We start from the raw sequence: 15730 nt of genomic DNA, 5'->3' as shown, positions 1-15730 counted from the left end.
CGCATGATCGGCACCCTGAACGCTCTGGTCGACCTGATCGAGGAGAGACTCGAAGAGGATCGGCCAGGGCAGGACATCGACATCGCGGAGTTCGCCCGCGCGCACGCCACGACGGAGTACCACCTGCGGCGCATGTTCGCGTCGCTCGCCGGGATGCCGGTATCGGAGTACATCCGGCGTCGGCGCATGACCCGCGCGGCGGCGGAGCTCGTCTCCGGTGCACCCGACCTGCTGACGGTCGCGGTGCGCCACGGATACGGATCCGTCGAGGCGTTCGGGCGCGCATTCCGCGCCGTGCACGACACGGCGCCGGCGCAGGTGCGCCGAGACGGCGGTCCTCTCCGCACACAACCCACGCTCAGATTCCGTCTGAGCGTCGAAGGGAGAATCCCCATGGACGTCACCATCATCGACCGTCCCGCGCTCAGCCTCGTCGGTCATGCCGTCGAGGTGCCCCTCATCCACGAGGGAGTCAACCCGCACATCCAGGCGCACATCGCGTCGCTCGACCCCCGGGAGCACGTGCGTCTGAAGGAACTCGGGAACACCGACCCCGCCGGCATCCTGGCCGTCTCGGACGGACCTGAGCCGGATGCCGCGGAGGGTGCGCCGCTCACGTATCTGCACGGCGTGGCGGTCTCCGACGGCACACCGGTACCGGACGATCTCGACGTGATCGCGCTGCCGGCCGGTTCATGGGCGGTCTTCGCCTCGAGCGGGCCGTTCCCCGAGACCCTGCAGCGGCTGTGGGCCGCGACGGCGACCGAATGGTTCCCATCGAACCCGTGGCGTCTGCGCCCCGGCCCGTCGATCGTCCGCTACCTCGAGCTGACCGCGACGCACGCCTCGTGCGAGCTCTGGCTGCCTGTCGAGCGCGCGTAACTGCGTGAATCGCAGGGGTCTCACCCGCAACGGGTGACCGCGCCGCCTCAATCCGATGCGGATCCCCGCGGAGGCAGTACGGTTCCAGAGGCCAGCCGTAACGGCGGCATCACATGCGCCGTGACGGCGGCATCCAAAGAAAGGCACACACCCATGAACTTCTGGGCATCATTCTGGGACATCATCTGGTGGTTCATCCTCGTCTTCGCGTTCGTGTCGTACCTGTACGCACTGTTCGCAGTGATCGGTGACCTGTTCCGCGACAGCAAGCTGGGCGGCGGATGGAAGGCTCTGTGGATCATCTTCCTGATCTTCGTGCCGTTCCTGACCGTCCTCGTCTACCTGATCGCCCGCGGTGGCAGCATGGCCGAGCGCTATGCCGCTCAGGCGCAGGCTGCGAAGGCATCCACCGACGCCTACATCCAGCAGGTGGCCGGCGCGAGCCCGACCGACGAGATCGCGAAGGCGAAGGACCTGCTGACGTCCGGCGCCATCACGACGGAGGAGTTCGAGAAGCTGAAAGCCAAGGCCCTGAGCTGATCCTCTTCCGAGGCTGACCGCACCGCCTCTCGTCGACTCGTCGGCGAGGGGCGGTTCTGCGTCCACGTCCAGGCGAGTCAGGATGCCGACAGCGCCGCCACGAGCGACGGAGCGAGTCCCGGGACCTCGTCGACCGGAACGGCCAGTGCGAGCAACGACCGACTGAAAAGGTTGCGGGCGCCGGCGGCGAGCGTGATGTCGACGATCTGCCGGTCGCTGAACCCGGCGTCGCGCAGCTCCTGAGTGTCGGCATCCGACATCGCCGCAGCCTCGGTCGAGAGCTTCCGGGCGTAACGGATCACGACCTGCTCGGCCTCGGAGAACCGACTGTCGTCGCCGTGCGCGAAAGCGAGGAGGCCGTCCTCGTCGATGACCTCTGCACGCAGCGCTTTGCGCCCGTGCGCGAGCAGGCAGTGCGTGGAGCCGATGGCCTGTGCCGCGCCGAGGGTCGCGGCTTCGTAGACGCTCAATCCGATCGAGGGGACGACTGCTCGCACCAGTTGCTCGAACGCGGCGTGGGCTTCGGGGTTCACGGCCATCGCCTGCGTATGGGAGAAGACGAATCCGTCATCTGCGATGTCTTCGGCGTACATGTCCGCGACATGTCCTGCAGCGGTCTCGGCCGGTGGGGGAGTGATGATCATGAACGACTCCGTCCTGGCCGGCGCAGACACCGACCAGGACGGACGCTACTCGCCCGGCGCACCGGACGGAAGAGGATCAGGCGGGCTGAGGCAGGATCGTGAAACTGACGGTGCCCTCGCCGTCGACTCCGGCGTCCAGCACCTTGTCGGCGAGAGCCTCTGCCGCGGCTGTCTCGAGGAAGACGCGGGTTCCGGCGGCCTCGATGATCTGGTCTGCCGGCTCGGGGGAGGGGACGACGTGCACGGCGAAGCGCGTCTCTCCGTTCGGACCCTGTGCAGGGGCGGACTCGATCCGCAGCCCGGCATCGTCTCCGTTCTCCTGGCCCGTCACGATCGTGGTGACGACGGCGTTTGCATTGTCGGTGAGGGTGAGCACAGCGCTCTCCTTCCGTTCGCGGGTCACACCCCGGTCGAGGCATGTCCGGGCCACGATTCCGGACGTCGCCGCGCGCTTCAACCCCCGACCGGGGACTCGGAGGGTTCTCCCACCTTGGCCGACCTCACTCGGCTAGGGTCTCCTCGCGCAGCCGAGGCTCGGTCCGCTGCTCCGGGCGCACACCGGCCTTGTCGGCGTAGAACTCGCGAATCCGGTCCATGTCCGCGGCGACATCCCCGGTAAGCGCGACGGTGGGACCGAGACCGGCCGTCATGGTCGTGCGATCGACGAATCCGAGGGTGACCGGCATCCCTGTCTGTCTGGCGATCCGGTAGAAGCCGCTCTTCCAGTACTCGTTGCCGCCGCGGGTGCCGTCGGGCGTGATGACGAGGCCGAACACCATCCCGGCATCCACCTGCTCGATGACGTCCGCCACGACGCGACGGGGGTCATCACGATCCACCGGGATGCCGCCGAGACGGCGCATGAGCGGCCCTCGCCAGCCGCGGAAGAGGCTCTTCTTGCCCAGCCAGTGCACGTCGATCCCGAGGCGCCAGGCGATCGCCAGCATCAGCACGAAGTCCCAGTTCGACGTGTGCGGGGCACCGATGAGAATCGTGGGGCGATCCGGTGCGGCGCCGTCAGCCAGAGTCCAGCGGCTGAAGGTCCAGTAGGCGCGGGACAGAAGGCGTTTGAGCATCAGATAACCGTATGCGACCGAATATGCTGTGCCGGGTATGGCGGCGCCGTCACTGCCGGTTCGCCAGCCGGGGGAGCAGGACCCAGAGCACGAGGACGATCGCGCTCGCGACCAGCAGCACGGTGAGGGAACCGGCCCGTCCGAGGACGAAGTCGAAGATGAGTGTCGTGACACCGACGCTCAGAAGGCCGATGACGGCGAGATCGGCTTTCACGATGCGCGAGGTGAAGCGGACGAGATCCGGCTTGCGGTGCTGTCCGAACCATGCGCGGTGCAGGCCGACCGGGGCCAGCGCCAGAATCGTCGCGAGGGCCGCCAGCCCGACCAGCACGAGATAGCCGGTGCTCTGGACTTCGTCGAGCTCGGTGAATCGAGGCGTGAATGCGACCGCGAGGAGAAACCCGGACAGCACCTGGGTGCCGGTCTGCATCACACGCAGCTCCTGCATGAGTTCGTCCCAGTTGCGGTCGGCGCGTTCGTCCGGTGTCTCATCGCGGCCATCGGGTTTGGCATCCACATCGCTCATATCCGAAGTCTCGGACGACGCCGTCGGGATGTCCAGGGGGTTGCGGGTGCCGCGTCCGATCTTCCGGGAGCGGACAGCGCCTGCTCGCACAGGCAGGCGTAGCATGGAGGAATGAGCGATCCTCAGACTCCTGATGTCCCGTCCGCTGCGCACCCGCTCGTCGCGCCGGTGGGACTCAACCTGCTGGGCGGCGCCGATGCCGGCGCCTGCAGCGGCGGGTTCTGCGCGCTGCCGACCGAGTAGCCGTTCGGCAGCGTCCGCCCCGCCGAGGCAGGGCGGACGCACGAACCTCAGTGACCGCCGTGGAAGCCGTCGCCCGCGTCATCCGCCGGCTTGCGGACGAAGCCGGCGAGCGCGACGGCGACCAGCGAGATGATCGCGGCCAGCAGGAATGCCGTGCGAGCACCCGGTGCGCCGGCAGCGGCCGTCGACAGTCCGTCGGCCTCACCCGCGTACAGGATCGATGAGTAGACCACCGTCATGACCGCGACGCCTGCGGCACCGGCGACCTGCTGCAGAGTGTTCAGGACAGCAGAACCGTGCGAGTAGAACCGTCGCTCGAGCGATCCGAGCGACGCGGTGAACAGCGGCGTGAAGGACATCGCCAGGCCCACCGACATGACCGTCTGCACGATCACGAGCATCCACCAGGGGGTGTTCTGGCCGACCGTCGCGTAGAAGAACAGCGCTCCCGAGATCATGATCGTCCCAGGCACGAGCAGAGTGCGCGTTCCTCGGGCGTCGTAGATGCGGCCCATGATCGGCCCGAGCAGGCCCATCAGGACCGAGCCGGGCAGCAGGATGAGTCCGGCCTGCAGAGCATCGAGGCCAGCGACGTTCTGCAGGTACTGCGGCAGCAGGGTCAGCGTGCCGAACATCGACAGCGCCACGATCGCCATGATGATCACGGCGATGGTGAAGTTGCGCGAGCGGAACACGCGCAGGTCCAGCAGAGCGTCGTCGATGCGCTGCAGCATGAGCTGTCGCCATACGAACAGTGCCAGCGCGATCGCACCGACCACGAGCGCGACGATGCCGGTGGTCGCGGCCCCGGCGCCGTGACCACCGAACTGGCTCAGGCCGTACACGATGCCGCCGAAGCCGAACGCCGCGAGCGGGATGGAGAGCACATCCAGCGGCACCTTCTTCGTCTCGCCGAGGTTCGTCATCCACTTCGCGCCCATGGCGAGGGCCACGATCGCGATCGGCAGCACGATGCCGAACAGCCAGCGCCAGCTGAGCGTCTCGAGCACTGCTCCGGCGAGGGTCGGGCCGATGGCAGGTGCCAGCGAGATGACGAGACCGACGCGGCCCATCATGCGACCGCGCGACTGCGGCGGAACGACGTTCATCATCGTGGTCATCAGCAGCGGCATCATGACGCCGGTGCCGGCGGCCTGGATCACGCGACCGGCGAGCAGGACGCTGAAGCCCGGGGCCACGAGGCACACCAGGGTGCCGAGCGTGAACGCGCTCATCGCCGCGATGAACACCTGTCGAGTGGTGAAGCGCTGCAGGATGAACCCGGTCGTGGGGATCACGACGGCCATCGTCAGCATGAACGCGCTCGTCAGCCACTGCCCGAGGTCGGGCGGCAGCCCCAGATCCTCGTTGAGGTGCGGGATCGCGATGCCCATCGTGGTCTCGTTGAGGATCGCGACGAACGCGGCGACCAGCAGCAGCCAGATCACGCGCATGTCGGAGGGCGCGATCATGGGCTCCCGCTTGGCGGGAGTGGTGGGTATGGAATCAGTGGTTGTGGCCATGACGTCTCCTTGCGTTCAGGACGGGCGATCGGCCACCGGCGGAACCGTCAGATCCGGCATCCGCACGAGGGCAAGCCTCAAGAGTAACGGCGGGGTGGGACATCGCATTCCCGATCTCGGAAGGAATCTGGAGAATTCTTCCGGGGTTAGGCTGACCGCATGAGCATGGGCGGCGGACACGGCGGCGGTGGCCGCGGTGGCGGTGCGGCATTCCGAGGAGTCGATGAGGCGGCGCAGAAGCGTCTGAATGCCCAAGCGCCGCGCATCCCCGGTCTCGGGCACCGCGTCATCGGGCTGTTCCGTCCCTATCTGTGGCGGATCGTGATCACGGGGATCCTGGTGATCACCGGCGCGGCGATCGCAGTGATCCCGCCGTTGATCGTGCAGCGCATCTTCGACGACGCGCTGTTCCCCGTGGACGGCTCCCGGCCCGACCTCGCCCTGCTGGTGCGCCTGGTCGCTCTCATGATCGGACTGTTCCTGCTCTCGGCGGCGCTCGGTGTCGCTCAGACCTGGTTCACCTCGACCGTCGGCAACCGCGTCACCGGCGATCTGCGTGTGAAGCTGTTCGAGCACCTGCAGGAGATGGAGCTCGGCTTCTTCACACGGACCAAGACCGGTGTCATCCAATCCCGTCTGCAGAACGACGTCGGCGGCGTCTCCGGCGTTCTGACCAACACCGTGACGAGCATCCTGGGCAACACGGTCACGGTCGTCGCGTCGCTGGTCGCGATGATCATCATCGACTGGCGGCTGACCCTGATCGCCGTCGTCATCATGCCCTTCCTCATCATCGTGCAGCGCCGCGTCGGGCAGGTGCGCGCACGCATCGCGGGGGAGACGCAGGAGTCGCTGAGCGAACTGACCAGCATCACCCAGGAGACGCTGAGCGTCTCCGGGATGCTGCTGTCGAAGTCGTTCAACCGGCAGCGCGCCGAGTCGGAGCGCTATCAGGCCGAGAACCGCAACCAAGTCGTGCTGCAGGTGCGCAGGGCGATGAGCGGGCAGGGATTCTTCGCCGTCGTCCAGGTGATCATGGCGTCGGTGCCCGCGATCATCTACCTCGTCGCCGGGTACTTCATCACCGGCGGGGTCGATGTGATCACGGCGGGGACGGTCGTGGCGTTCACGACGGTGCAGGCCAGGCTGCTGATGCCGCTGATGGGCCTCATGCGCGTGGCGCTGGACCTGCAGACCTCCGCGGCGCTGTTCGCGCGCATCTTCGAGTACCTCGACCTGGTTCCCGCGATCCAGGATGCGCCGGATGCCGTCGACGTCGCCGCTGCGCCGGGTCCTCGGGGGCGTGTCGAGTTCCGTGAGGTCGTCTTCCGGTATCCGGATGCCGCGGCGGACGCGCGACCCACCCTGCAGGGGGTCTCGTTCGTCGCCGAACCAGGTCAGCACGTCGCGTTCGTCGGGCCTTCCGGCGCAGGCAAGACGACGGTGCTCTATCTCGCGCCGCGCATGTACGAGGCGGCGTCGGGTCAGGTCCTGTTCGCCGGGGCCGATGTGCGCGCGCTCACGCAGGAATCGATCATCGACGAGATCGGCATCGTGTCGCAGGAGACCTATCTCTTCCATGCCACGATCCGCGAGAACCTGCTGTACGCCAAACCTGACGCCACCGAGGATGAACTCGTCGCGGCGTGCACGGCGGCGAACATCCATCACATCATCAGCGGGTTCGAGAACGGCTACGACACGATCGTCGGCGAGCGAGGGTATCGGCTGTCCGGGGGTGAGAAGCAGCGCATCGCGATCGCGCGCATCCTGCTGAAGGATCCGCCCGTCCTGCTGCTCGACGAGGCCACCTCTGCCCTCGACACCGTGTCCGAGCGGGTCGTGCAGGAGGCCCTGGACGAGGCGGCGCGCGGGCGCACGGTGCTGTCGATCGCGCACCGGCTGTCGACCGTGATCGGTGCCGACGTCATACACGTGCTCGAGGCGGGGCAGATCGTCGAATCGGGAACGCACGCCGAGCTGCTCGCCGCCGGCGGGCTCTACGCCGAACTCGCCGCGCAGCAGATCGCGGCATCCCGGATCATGGGCGCGGAGGAGGCCGCCGAGGCGACGGCGGCCGGGTCGGCGGCGCTCGCCGGGCGCCGGGCGGATCCGGCTCCTGAGGACTCGGCCGCAGCGGATGCCGTTGCCGCCCTCACTGCGCCGGTGCCGCTGCTCGAGGTCGCCGATCCGCGGGTCGAATCGCCCGAGGCATAAAGCGAACATCGGATGTCTTCCGGGAGATCCTTGACTGAAGGCGGGGTGAATGCGCACAATAGGCGCTGATACATCCGACCTGTAGCGACTGTTCAACGTGAGGTGCTCGTGACCGACAAGACCTGGACCGATCTGGATCGCGCTCTGCCCGAATGGTACGGGCGAGCGAAGTTCGGGATCTTCATCCACTGGGGCGCATATTCGGTGCCGGCGTGGGCCGAGCCGATCGGAGCCCTCGGCGAGGTCGAGGATGACGACACCTGGTTCGCGCACAATCCGTATGCCGAGTGGTATCTCAACACCATCCGCATTCCCGGCAGCCCCGCGCACAAGCACCACGAGGAGACGTACGGCGGCGCCCCGTACGACGACTTCCTCGATCGTTGGACCGCTGAGCGATTCGATCCGCGCGCCTGGGCCTCGCTGTTCGCACGCGCCGGAGCCGAGTACGTCGTGCCGACCACGAAGCATCACGACGGCATCACTCTGTGGGATGCGCCGGGGACCGGCTCTCGCAACACCGTGCACCGTGGGCCGCGGCGCGATCTGGTCGGAGAGATCGCGAACGCGGTGCGCGACGAGGGCTTGCGATTCGGGGTGTACTACTCCGGCGGACTGGACTGGTCGATCAGCGACTTCCCGCCCCACCGCACCGGAGAGGAGGTGCACACGCTCCGGCCCAATGACGCCGCGTATCACTACTATGCGCTGGCCCATGTGCGAGATCTCATCGATCGCTATCATCCCGACGTCCTGTGGAACGACATCGAATGGCCCGACGCGGGCAAGCACCGCGGACGCGACGGACTGCACGAGATGTTCCGCGAGTACTTCGCCGCGCATCCCGACGGAGTCGTGAACGATCGTTGGGGACGCACGTACTACGACGTGGCGACGACCGAGTACTCCGCGGGCAAGGCGAACGAGGACAAGGACGTCTGGGAGAACAACCGCGGTCTGGGGTGGTCCTTCGGGTACAACCGGCTCGAGTCGCCCAAGGAGACCCTCGACTCGATGGCGCTCGCCAAGCACTGGACGGACGTCGTGGCGAAAGGCGGACGCCTGCTCCTGAACGTCGGACCCACCGCCGAAGGAGACATCCCGGAACTGCAGCAGCGGACCCTGGAAGGGTTCGGGCAGTGGAAGCTCCCGATCGCAGACGCGGCAGCCGCCACCGGGCGCACCACGCAGCCGGACAGCGGCGAGGACGGACGTTGGCGACGCGACTGGGAGACGCCGACGGAGCGGATCGTGTTCCTGGAGGATCTGGGCGAGCACCGGATCGCGACTCAGGGGATCGACCTCGACCTCGTGCGCGTACTCTCCGGCGACGTGATCGTCGAACAGGACGGCGGCGTGGCGGTCGTGCGGGTCGGAGGCGTGACGCACGGCCCCGCCGCCGTCGCCTTCGCCCGCGTCTGACGTCCGCGCGGTCGCGGCCGGATCAGTGCGCGGACAGCCCGCCGTCGACGAACAGCGAATGTCCGGTGACGTACGCCGACCCGGAGCCGGCGAGGAACACGGCGGCGCCGGCGAAGTCCTCGGGCAGGCCGTTGCGACCGATCATCGTGCGCGCGGCGAGGGCCGAGATCTTCTCGGGATCGTCCTGCAGCCGCGCGTTCAGCGGCGTCAGGACGAACCCTGGCACGAGCGTGTTGCTGGTCACCCCTGTGCCGCCCCATGCCTCGGCCTCGGATCGCATGAGCGATTCGACAGCCCCCTTGGAGACCCCGTAGATCCCGCTGCCCACGAACGCACGATGCGCCTGCTGCGAACTGATGTGGATGAGCCGCCCGTAACCGCGCTCCGCCATCCCGGCCGCGTACCGCTGGCCGAGCAGGAATGGCGCCAGCGCGTTCACGGTCATCGTGGCATCCCAATCGTCCTCGGTGATCTCGGGATACGGCGGGCGGATGTTGATGCCGGCGGAGTTCACCAGGATGTCCGGTTCGCCGAACGGCTCCGCCGCGGCATCCGCCACGGCCTGGATGCCGGCACGGGTGCTCAGGTCGCCGACGACGCCGGCGGCGCGGCATCCGGCATCCGTCAGCTCCCGCACTGCCGCATCGACGCGGTCCCGTCCGCGCGCGACGATCACGGTCGCGGCGCCCGCCTTGGCGAGGGCCGTGGCGATCCCGCGGCCGATGCCGGAGCTGCCGCCGGTCACCACGGCGACGCGGCCGGAAAGCGAGAAGAGCGAATCGAGGTACGTGTTCATGGGTCTCCTGACACGCGGGCGCGCAGGGGCATCACCAGCTGAGCGCGGCCGCGAGAGTGGGGTCGGGGTGGGCGTCGGCGAACTCGGGGAATGACCGCAGCTCGTCCGTGAACGCCATGACCTCCGCGGCGTATGCGGGGTCGGGGTGGGTGCCGGCGATCTCCTGGAGCGGCGGCACGTCCATCGCGAGGATGAGTTCCAGCCTAGCGGCCACGGCGGCGTGAGCACCGGCATCCCGCAGCACTCCGATGCCGCCGAGCAGCGCCGAGAGATAGTCGCGGAGCACGGGCAGCTGGGCCTTGCCCTGCGTGATCGACGAGCCGTCGGCGCGCAGCCGCCAGCGCACGACGACATCGGGAATCACGTCGAATGCGCCCGCTGCGGTGTACATCCGCTGTGCGACGATCTGGTCCTCGTAGGCGACGCCTTCGGGGAAGCGCAGATCCGTCCAGAGATCAGCGCGGCTGATCTTCGACCAGGCCACGATGTTGGCCGACGCCTTCGGATGCTCGAAGATCGTCGTGCCGAGACGTTCGGGGTCCGTCGCGGCGGCCACCCAGGGCTGGACGCGACCGGGGACGTAGACGCCGCGGTCATGCCGGGAGCGGACGTACGCACCGGCGACGAAGTCGCTGCCGGTCGTGGTGAGGGTGCCGATCAGGCGGGCGAGCGCTGTCGGGGTTAGCTCGTCGTCGCCGTCCAGGAATCCGACGAACTCGGTGTCGACGCGGTCGAGGCCGACGTTGCGCGCCGCTCCCAGCCCGATGGAGCGCTCGTGCCGGAGTACTTCGAATCGGGAATCGGATGCCGCGGCATCCGCGAAGACCTCACCGGTGGCATCGAGCGAGCCGTCGTCGATGAGCAGCGCGCGCCAGCGCTGCTCGGTCTGCGCGCGCAGGGAGTCGAGGGCTGCGGGGACGAAGGCGGCGATGTCGCGACCGGGGACGATGAGCGTGACGATCGGGGCGGGCACGTCCCGAGTCTAGGGCGGTGGTGCGTGCGTGGTTCGCGTGGATGAGGAGTCATGACCGGAAACGGCGCGCACCGCGTCCGCGACCAGAGCCGCCAGCTGCGCCGGAGCCTCCGCGGGGAGGGCCCTGCGGTCGAACGTGAACCGGACCGAGGACTGGGCGACCTCCGGCGCGATGCCGCAGGCGATCAGGACGTGCGATGGCTCGTCGCTGCCCGCCGCGCACGCCGATCCGCTCGACGAGACGACACCGCGGCGCTCCAGTTCGAGCAGCACGGCCTCGCCGCTGACGCCCGTGAAGGTGAAGCTCGCTGTGCCAGGGAGGCGATCGACGGCGTCGCCGGTGAGTGCGGCCGCGGGGACGCTCGCGAGCACGCCGCCGATGAATGCGCGCGTGCGCTCGCCGACCGCTTTCGCGACCGCATCGCTTTCCACATCAGCGAGCTCGAGGGCGGTGGCCAGCGCGACGGCGCCCGCGACGTTCTCCGTGCCCGAGCGTCGCCCGCGCTCCTGCCCGCCGCCGTGCAGCAACGGCTCGAGCGGGATCCGCCCCCTGACCGCCAGCGCGCCGATCCCCTTGGGGGCTCCGAGCTTGTGGCCCGCGACCGAGATCGCGTCGGCGTCGAGCCCGGTCAGTGGCAGCCACCCGGCTGTCTGCACCGCGTCGACGTGCAGCACCGCATCGGCCGCATGCGCGACGGACGCCAGCGCCGCGACGTCCTGCACGGTCCCGATCTCGTTGTTCGCATGCCCGAGGGAGACCAGTGCGGTGTCGTCGCGCAGCACCGCGGCCAGCGCCTCGGGGGTGATGCGGCCGCCCGCATCCACCGGCACGCGCGAAACCGTGATGCTATGGAACCGCTCGAGGTAGGCAGCCGACTCGAGGATCGACTCGTGCTCGATCGGCGAAACCACCAGATGACGACGGTCCGATGCCAGCATGACGCCCTTGACGGCGAGGTTGTTCGCCTCGGTGCCGCCGGCGGTGAAGATGACGTCACCCTTGCGCATCCCGAGCACACGGGCGACGCGCGCGCGAGCATCCTCGAGCGCGCTCGCCGCGGCTTCGCCGACCGTGTGGTGGCTGGACGGGTTGCCGAACACGCCGGTGAGGAACGGACGCATCGACTCGAGCGCCTCGGGGCGCACGGGGGACGTCGCGGCGTGGTCGAGGTAGAGCATCAGCCGATCCGCAGGTCGAGTCCCAGATCGAGGGCACGCGCCGAATGCGTGAGTGCGCCTACCGAGACCACGTCGACCCCCGTCTCGGCGATAGCGCGGACGGTGTCGAGGCTGACGCCACCGGACGCCTCGGCCGTCGCGCGCTCGCCGATCAGCTCCACGCCGGTCCGGAGATCGTCGAGGGAGAAGTTGTCGAGCAGCACGGTGTCCGCACCGCCGTCCAGCACCGCGGAGATCTGTTCGAGCCGGTCCACCTCGACGACGACGTGCGTCGTGTGCGGCAGGCGCGTGAGCGCTTCGCGCAGGGCGGTGGCGAGGTCCGCTCCGGCTCCGCTGAGAACGGCCAGATGGTTGTCCTTGGCCATCACCGCATCCGACAGCGAATAGCGGTGGTTGCTTCCGCCGCCCGAGATCACGGCGTGCCGCTCGAAGGCGCGCAGGCCCGGCGTCGTCTTGCGCGTGTCGGCGATGCGCGCACCGGTGCCTTCGACGGCATCGACGTAGGCGGCCGTGAGCGTCGCGATCCCGCTCATGCGTTGGACGAAGTTGAGCGCGACCCGTTCTGCCGTGAGCAGGCTCCGCGCAGAGCCGGATGCCGAGGCCAGCACGTCACCCGGCACGAAGGCGTCCCCGTCGCCGACGTGCAGGTCGACAGCGACGGCCGAGTCGGTCAACGTGAACGCGGCGGCGAACACGTCCCCGCCGCTGAAGATCCCGGCTTCCCGAGCGACCAGATCGGCGGTCGCCGTCGCGTCGGCGGGGAGCAGGGCCGTGCTCGTGAGGTCGCCCCACGGGGCGTCCTCTTCGAGGGCGGCCGAGACGACGCGGGTGAGGGTGGCGGCGGTGATCATCGGGCTCCGATCAGGGAACGTTCGCGGAAATGGGCGCCCACCGATTCGGTGCGCGCGAGGGCTGCGGATGCCGTGGCGGCGGCGAGCAGGAGCAGGTTCGCGTCCTCGTGCTCGGCGATGGATGCCGGGGCGGGTGCCTGCGCCTGCCACGCACGGGTCGTGGTGAGAGCCTCTGCGAGGCCTTCGTCCGTGCGGAGCAGACCGACGTTCTCCCACATGAGCTGCTGGAGGGTTTCGCGGGCGAACGCCGCCGCCGCGTGTCCGGCGTCCTGCGGATGCTCCCGGTCAGAACCCGCACCAACCCGGAGATCCATCGCGGAGGAGGTGATCGCCGCCGAGGCTCGCGCGGCGGCCGCCGCCGCGCGAGCGCCGAACACAGCGCCCTCGAGGAGCGAGTTCGATGCCAATCGGTTCGCGCCGTGCACTCCGGTGCGCGCGGCCTCTCCGGCGGCGAACAGCCCGTCGAGCGTCGTGCGTCCGTCGAGGTCGGTGACGACCCCGCCCATCAGGTAGTGCGCGGCCGGTGTGACCGGGATCGTCTCCCGCGACCAGTCGAATCCCCGCTGTCCGGTGACCCGGTCGATCGTCGGGAAGCGCTCCGCCAGACGTCCTGCGCCGAGCGCCGACGCATCCAGGCGCACCGGCGATCCCTGTCGTGCCGAGCGACGGGCGATCGCCCGCGCCACCACGTCGCGTGGCGCGAGCTCGCCATCGGGGTGCTCGTCGAAGCAGAATCGGTGCCCGTCCTCGTCGACCAGCGTCGCACCCTCACCGCGGACCGCCTCCGAGATGAGGAACGGCGCGCCGCCCGCCAGGATCGTCGGATGGAACTGGACGAACTCCAGATCCGCCACAGCGGCACCCGCCCGCATCGCAGCGGCGATCCCGTCGCCGGTGGCGCCGACCGGGTTCGTCGTGTGCGCGAACAACTGCCCTGCGCCCCCGGTCGCCAGGATGACGGCATCCGCCGGCCTGTCGACGACGACGCCGTCGAGCAGGATCCGGACGCCGCGGACCGCACGCTCGGCGAGCAGAAGATCGACCAGGAAGGCGCCCTCGACGATCTCGATGTCCGCCGCTCGCGCGGCCGCCGTCAGCGCCCGGGCGATCTCCGCGCCGGTCGCGTCGCCGCCGGCGTGCACGATCCGTGCCGCGCTGTGCGCGGCTTCACGTCCGAGCAGCAGGGTGCCGTCGCCTGCCCGGTCGAAGGCGACGCCGCGCGCGATCAGCTCCGTGATGCGGGCTGCGCCCTCGGAGACGAGAACATCCACAGCATCCGGATCGCTGAGTCCTGCGCCGGCGGACGCGGTGTCCTCCGCGTGCGCCGCGGGGGAGTCCCCGGCGCCGTAGACACCGGCGACGCCGCCCTGGGCATGCGGCGTGCAACCGTCGCCGAGCGCGCCCTTGGTGAAGACCGTCACCGCGTGACCGGTCTCGTGCGCGTGCAGTGCGGCGGTGAGCCCGGCGATGCCGGAGCCGACGACGGCGATGCTCATCGCGCGCTCGCAACCGCCGGGGGCTTCGCGGCCAGCATCCGCTCGAGGGCGACCCGCGCCGGGTCGGCGACGTCGCTCGTCACCTGGATGCGGTTGACCACGCGCCCTGCGACCAGTTCCTCGAGCACCCACGCGAGGTAGCCGGGGTGGATTCGGTACATCGTCGAGCACGGGCACACGACCGGGTCGAGGCAGAAGATCTCGTGCTGCGGATACTGAGCGGCGAGGCGGCGGACCAGGTTGATCTCGGTGCCGATCGCGAAGGTCGTCGGTTCCGTGGCGGCATCGATGGCCCGGCGGATGTAATCGGTGGATCCGGCTTCGTCCGCGGCATCCACGACCTCCATCGGGCACTCCGGGTGCACGATCACCCGCACGTCCGGGTGCTCCGCACGCGCCTGGTCGATCTGCGCCACCGTGAACCGCCGGTGGACGGAGCAGAAACCGTGCCACAGGATCACGCGCGCGTCTTGGATCTCGGCGGATGTGGATCCGCCCAACGGCCTGCGCGGGTTCCACATCGGCATCTGCGACAGCTCGACGCCCATCGCCTTCGCGGTGTTGCGTCCGAGGTGCTGGTCGGGGAAGAACAGCACGCGCTGCCCGCGCTCGAACGCCCACTCCAGAACCGTTGCCGCGTTCGATGACGTGCACACGATGCCGCCGTGACGCCCGACGAACCCCTTGATGGCGGCCGAGGAGTTCATGTAGGTGACGGGGATCACCGGAACGCGTCCGTGCTCATCGACGGCGTCCAGATCGCCGAGCACGTCTGCCAGCTGCTCCCAGCACTCCTCGACCTGGTCGATGTCAGCCATATCGGCCATGGAGCAGCCCGCCGCGAGATTCGGCAGGATCACGGCCTGGTCTGGACCGGAGAGCAGGTCGGCGGTCTCCGCCATGAAGTGCACGCCGCAGAACACGATCGCCTCGGCATCCGGTCGACCCTTGGCCGCGGTGGCGAGTTGGAACGAGTCGCCGACGTAATCGGCATGCTGGACGACCTCTTCGCGCTGGTAGAAGTGTCCGAGGATCACCACGCGATCGCCCAGGGTCTGTTTGGCGGCGACGATGCGCGCGTGGAGTTCGTCCTCGTTCGCGTCGCGGTACGCCGCAGGCAGCTCGCCCTGCCGCGGTGCGCCGGTGGGGATCACATCGCCCATCGAAGAGCCGGGTCCGTAGCCGGCGCGGGTGTCGAAGTCCCACGGACCGAGGGCGAGGTCGGTGCTGCAGGTGGCATCGACGCTCGCCCCGTCGACGATCGCCTGAATGGCGTGGTCGACGGACGGATCGGTGCGCAGACGGGTGACGGGGACGAATGCGGTGCTCATCGGATGCTCATTTCCTCGGGAGCTCGGGTCG

The 15730-nt window shown here is 69.1% G+C and carries 16 protein-coding genes; 5 read left to right on the top strand and 11 right to left on the bottom strand.

Annotation, left to right across the window (positions count from 1 at the left end; all coding sequences use genetic code 11):
• Nucleotides 1-3: 3 nt before the first annotated feature.
• Together ACFCYE_RS14355 and ACFCYE_RS14350 are read left to right on the top strand one after the other, a co-directional pair.
• The gene (locus ACFCYE_RS14355; RefSeq protein WP_376179749.1) at nt 4-882 is read left to right on the top strand and encodes a GyrI-like domain-containing protein; all 879 of its coding nucleotides are present in this window, start codon (nt 4-6) and stop codon (nt 880-882) included.
• A gap of 153 nt (nt 883-1035) precedes the next feature.
• A complete protein-coding gene (locus tag ACFCYE_RS14350) occupies nt 1036-1422 on the top strand; it encodes an SHOCT domain-containing protein (protein WP_376179747.1) in 387 nt (128 codons plus the stop codon).
• A gap of 77 nt (nt 1423-1499) precedes the next feature.
• On the opposite strand, the gene ACFCYE_RS14345 is transcribed toward ACFCYE_RS14350, so the two are convergent.
• The 4 genes from ACFCYE_RS14345 to ACFCYE_RS14330 form a co-directional block, all read right to left on the bottom strand.
• The gene (locus ACFCYE_RS14345; protein ID WP_376179745.1) at nt 1500-2066 is read right to left on the bottom strand and encodes a carboxymuconolactone decarboxylase family protein; all 567 of its coding nucleotides are present in this window, start codon (nt 2064-2066) and stop codon (nt 1500-1502) included.
• A gap of 76 nt (nt 2067-2142) precedes the next feature.
• Entirely contained in the window at nt 2143-2442 is a 300-nt protein-coding gene (locus tag ACFCYE_RS14340) for a Fe-S cluster assembly protein HesB (RefSeq protein ID WP_376179743.1), read from the bottom strand.
• Between the two features lie 124 nt (nt 2443-2566).
• Nucleotides 2567-3142: a 1-acyl-sn-glycerol-3-phosphate acyltransferase gene (locus tag ACFCYE_RS14335; RefSeq protein WP_376179741.1), complete on the bottom strand. Its 576-nt coding sequence runs from the start codon at nt 3140-3142 to the stop codon at nt 2567-2569.
• A 49-nt stretch (nt 3143-3191) separates the two neighbouring features.
• Nucleotides 3192-3668, bottom strand: coding sequence for a DUF6328 family protein (locus ACFCYE_RS14330; protein ID WP_376179740.1), 477 nt, complete (start codon nt 3666-3668; stop codon nt 3192-3194).
• A gap of 111 nt (nt 3669-3779) precedes the next feature.
• Here ACFCYE_RS14330 and ACFCYE_RS14325 point away from each other — a divergent pair, with 111 nt between their 5' ends.
• Nucleotides 3780-3911, top strand: coding sequence for a hypothetical protein (locus ACFCYE_RS14325; protein ID WP_376179738.1), 132 nt, complete (start codon nt 3780-3782; stop codon nt 3909-3911).
• Between the two features lie 47 nt (nt 3912-3958).
• On the opposite strand, the gene ACFCYE_RS14320 is transcribed toward ACFCYE_RS14325, so the two are convergent.
• The gene (locus ACFCYE_RS14320; protein WP_376179736.1) at nt 3959-5434 is read right to left on the bottom strand and encodes a DHA2 family efflux MFS transporter permease subunit; all 1476 of its coding nucleotides are present in this window, start codon (nt 5432-5434) and stop codon (nt 3959-3961) included.
• Between the two features lie 165 nt (nt 5435-5599).
• Between ACFCYE_RS14320 and ACFCYE_RS14315 the strand changes: the two genes are divergently transcribed.
• Together ACFCYE_RS14315 and ACFCYE_RS14310 are read left to right on the top strand one after the other, a co-directional pair.
• A complete protein-coding gene (locus ACFCYE_RS14315) occupies nt 5600-7651 on the top strand; it encodes an ABC transporter ATP-binding protein (RefSeq protein WP_376180153.1) in 2052 nt (683 codons plus the stop codon).
• 108 nt (nt 7652-7759) lie between these two features.
• A complete protein-coding gene (locus ACFCYE_RS14310; RefSeq protein WP_376179734.1) occupies nt 7760-9073 on the top strand; it encodes an alpha-L-fucosidase in 1314 nt (437 codons plus the stop codon).
• A 22-nt stretch (nt 9074-9095) separates the two neighbouring features.
• On the opposite strand, the gene ACFCYE_RS14305 is transcribed toward ACFCYE_RS14310, so the two are convergent.
• Genes ACFCYE_RS14305 through nadA form a run of 6 tightly spaced genes read right to left on the bottom strand, consistent with a single transcriptional unit; the run spans nt 9096 to nt 15699 of the window.
• A complete protein-coding gene (locus ACFCYE_RS14305; protein ID WP_376179732.1) occupies nt 9096-9869 on the bottom strand; it encodes an SDR family NAD(P)-dependent oxidoreductase in 774 nt (257 codons plus the stop codon).
• Between the two features lie 31 nt (nt 9870-9900).
• Entirely contained in the window at nt 9901-10842 is a 942-nt protein-coding gene (locus ACFCYE_RS14300) for a glycosyltransferase family 2 protein (protein WP_376179730.1), read from the bottom strand.
• A gap of 9 nt (nt 10843-10851) precedes the next feature.
• Entirely contained in the window at nt 10852-12021 is a 1170-nt protein-coding gene (locus ACFCYE_RS14295; protein WP_376179728.1) for a cysteine desulfurase family protein, read from the bottom strand.
• Nucleotides 12021-12872: a carboxylating nicotinate-nucleotide diphosphorylase gene (gene nadC / locus ACFCYE_RS14290; RefSeq protein WP_376179727.1), complete on the bottom strand. Its 852-nt coding sequence runs from the start codon at nt 12870-12872 to the stop codon at nt 12021-12023. Before nadC ends, ACFCYE_RS14295 begins: the two co-directional genes overlap by 1 nt.
• Nucleotides 12869-14368, bottom strand: coding sequence for an L-aspartate oxidase (gene nadB / locus ACFCYE_RS14285; protein ID WP_376179725.1), 1500 nt, complete (start codon nt 14366-14368; stop codon nt 12869-12871). The genes nadC and nadB overlap by 4 nt, the downstream gene beginning before the upstream one ends.
• Nucleotides 14365-15699, bottom strand: a complete 1335-nt coding sequence (nadA, locus tag ACFCYE_RS14280; RefSeq protein WP_376179724.1) for a quinolinate synthase NadA — start codon at nt 15697-15699, stop codon at nt 14365-14367. The genes nadB and nadA overlap by 4 nt, the downstream gene beginning before the upstream one ends.
• Nucleotides 15700-15730 lie beyond the last annotated feature (31 nt).

This window comes from Microbacterium sp. NPDC056234, assembly GCF_042267585.1.
Taxonomy (GTDB): domain Bacteria; phylum Actinomycetota; class Actinomycetes; order Actinomycetales; family Microbacteriaceae; genus Microbacterium.
Note: the sequence above shows the minus strand (reverse complement) of the source record. Positions and strands in the feature narration are given on the sequence as shown.

Excerpts from the sequence above, each read along its gene's own strand:
- ACFCYE_RS14325 (WP_376179738.1), top strand. The coding sequence starts at position 3,780 with ATGAGCGATCCTCAGACTCCTGATGTCCCGTCCGCTGCGCACCCGCTC.
- ACFCYE_RS14295 (WP_376179728.1), bottom strand. The coding sequence starts at position 12,021 with ATGCTCTACCTCGACCACGCCGCGACGTCCCCCGTGCGCCCCGAGGCG.
- ACFCYE_RS14345 (WP_376179745.1), bottom strand. The coding sequence starts at position 2,066 with ATGATCATCACTCCCCCACCGGCCGAGACCGCTGCAGGACATGTCGCG.
- nadC (WP_376179727.1), bottom strand. The coding sequence starts at position 12,872 with ATGATCACCGCCGCCACCCTCACCCGCGTCGTCTCGGCCGCCCTCGAA.
- ACFCYE_RS14330 (WP_376179740.1), bottom strand. The coding sequence starts at position 3,668 with ATGAGCGATGTGGATGCCAAACCCGATGGCCGCGATGAGACACCGGAC.
- ACFCYE_RS14305 (WP_376179732.1), bottom strand. The coding sequence starts at position 9,869 with ATGAACACGTACCTCGATTCGCTCTTCTCGCTTTCCGGCCGCGTCGCC.
- ACFCYE_RS14335 (WP_376179741.1), bottom strand. The coding sequence starts at position 3,142 with ATGCTCAAACGCCTTCTGTCCCGCGCCTACTGGACCTTCAGCCGCTGG.
- ACFCYE_RS14320 (WP_376179736.1), bottom strand. The coding sequence starts at position 5,434 with ATGGCCACAACCACTGATTCCATACCCACCACTCCCGCCAAGCGGGAG.
- ACFCYE_RS14350 (WP_376179747.1), top strand. The coding sequence starts at position 1,036 with ATGAACTTCTGGGCATCATTCTGGGACATCATCTGGTGGTTCATCCTC.
- nadA (WP_376179724.1), bottom strand. The coding sequence starts at position 15,699 with ATGAGCACCGCATTCGTCCCCGTCACCCGTCTGCGCACCGATCCGTCC.
- ACFCYE_RS14315 (WP_376180153.1), top strand. The coding sequence starts at position 5,600 with ATGGGCGGCGGACACGGCGGCGGTGGCCGCGGTGGCGGTGCGGCATTC.
- nadB (WP_376179725.1), bottom strand. The coding sequence starts at position 14,368 with ATGAGCATCGCCGTCGTCGGCTCCGGCATCGCCGGGCTCACCGCCGCA.
- ACFCYE_RS14355 (WP_376179749.1), top strand. The coding sequence starts at position 4 with ATGATCGGCACCCTGAACGCTCTGGTCGACCTGATCGAGGAGAGACTC.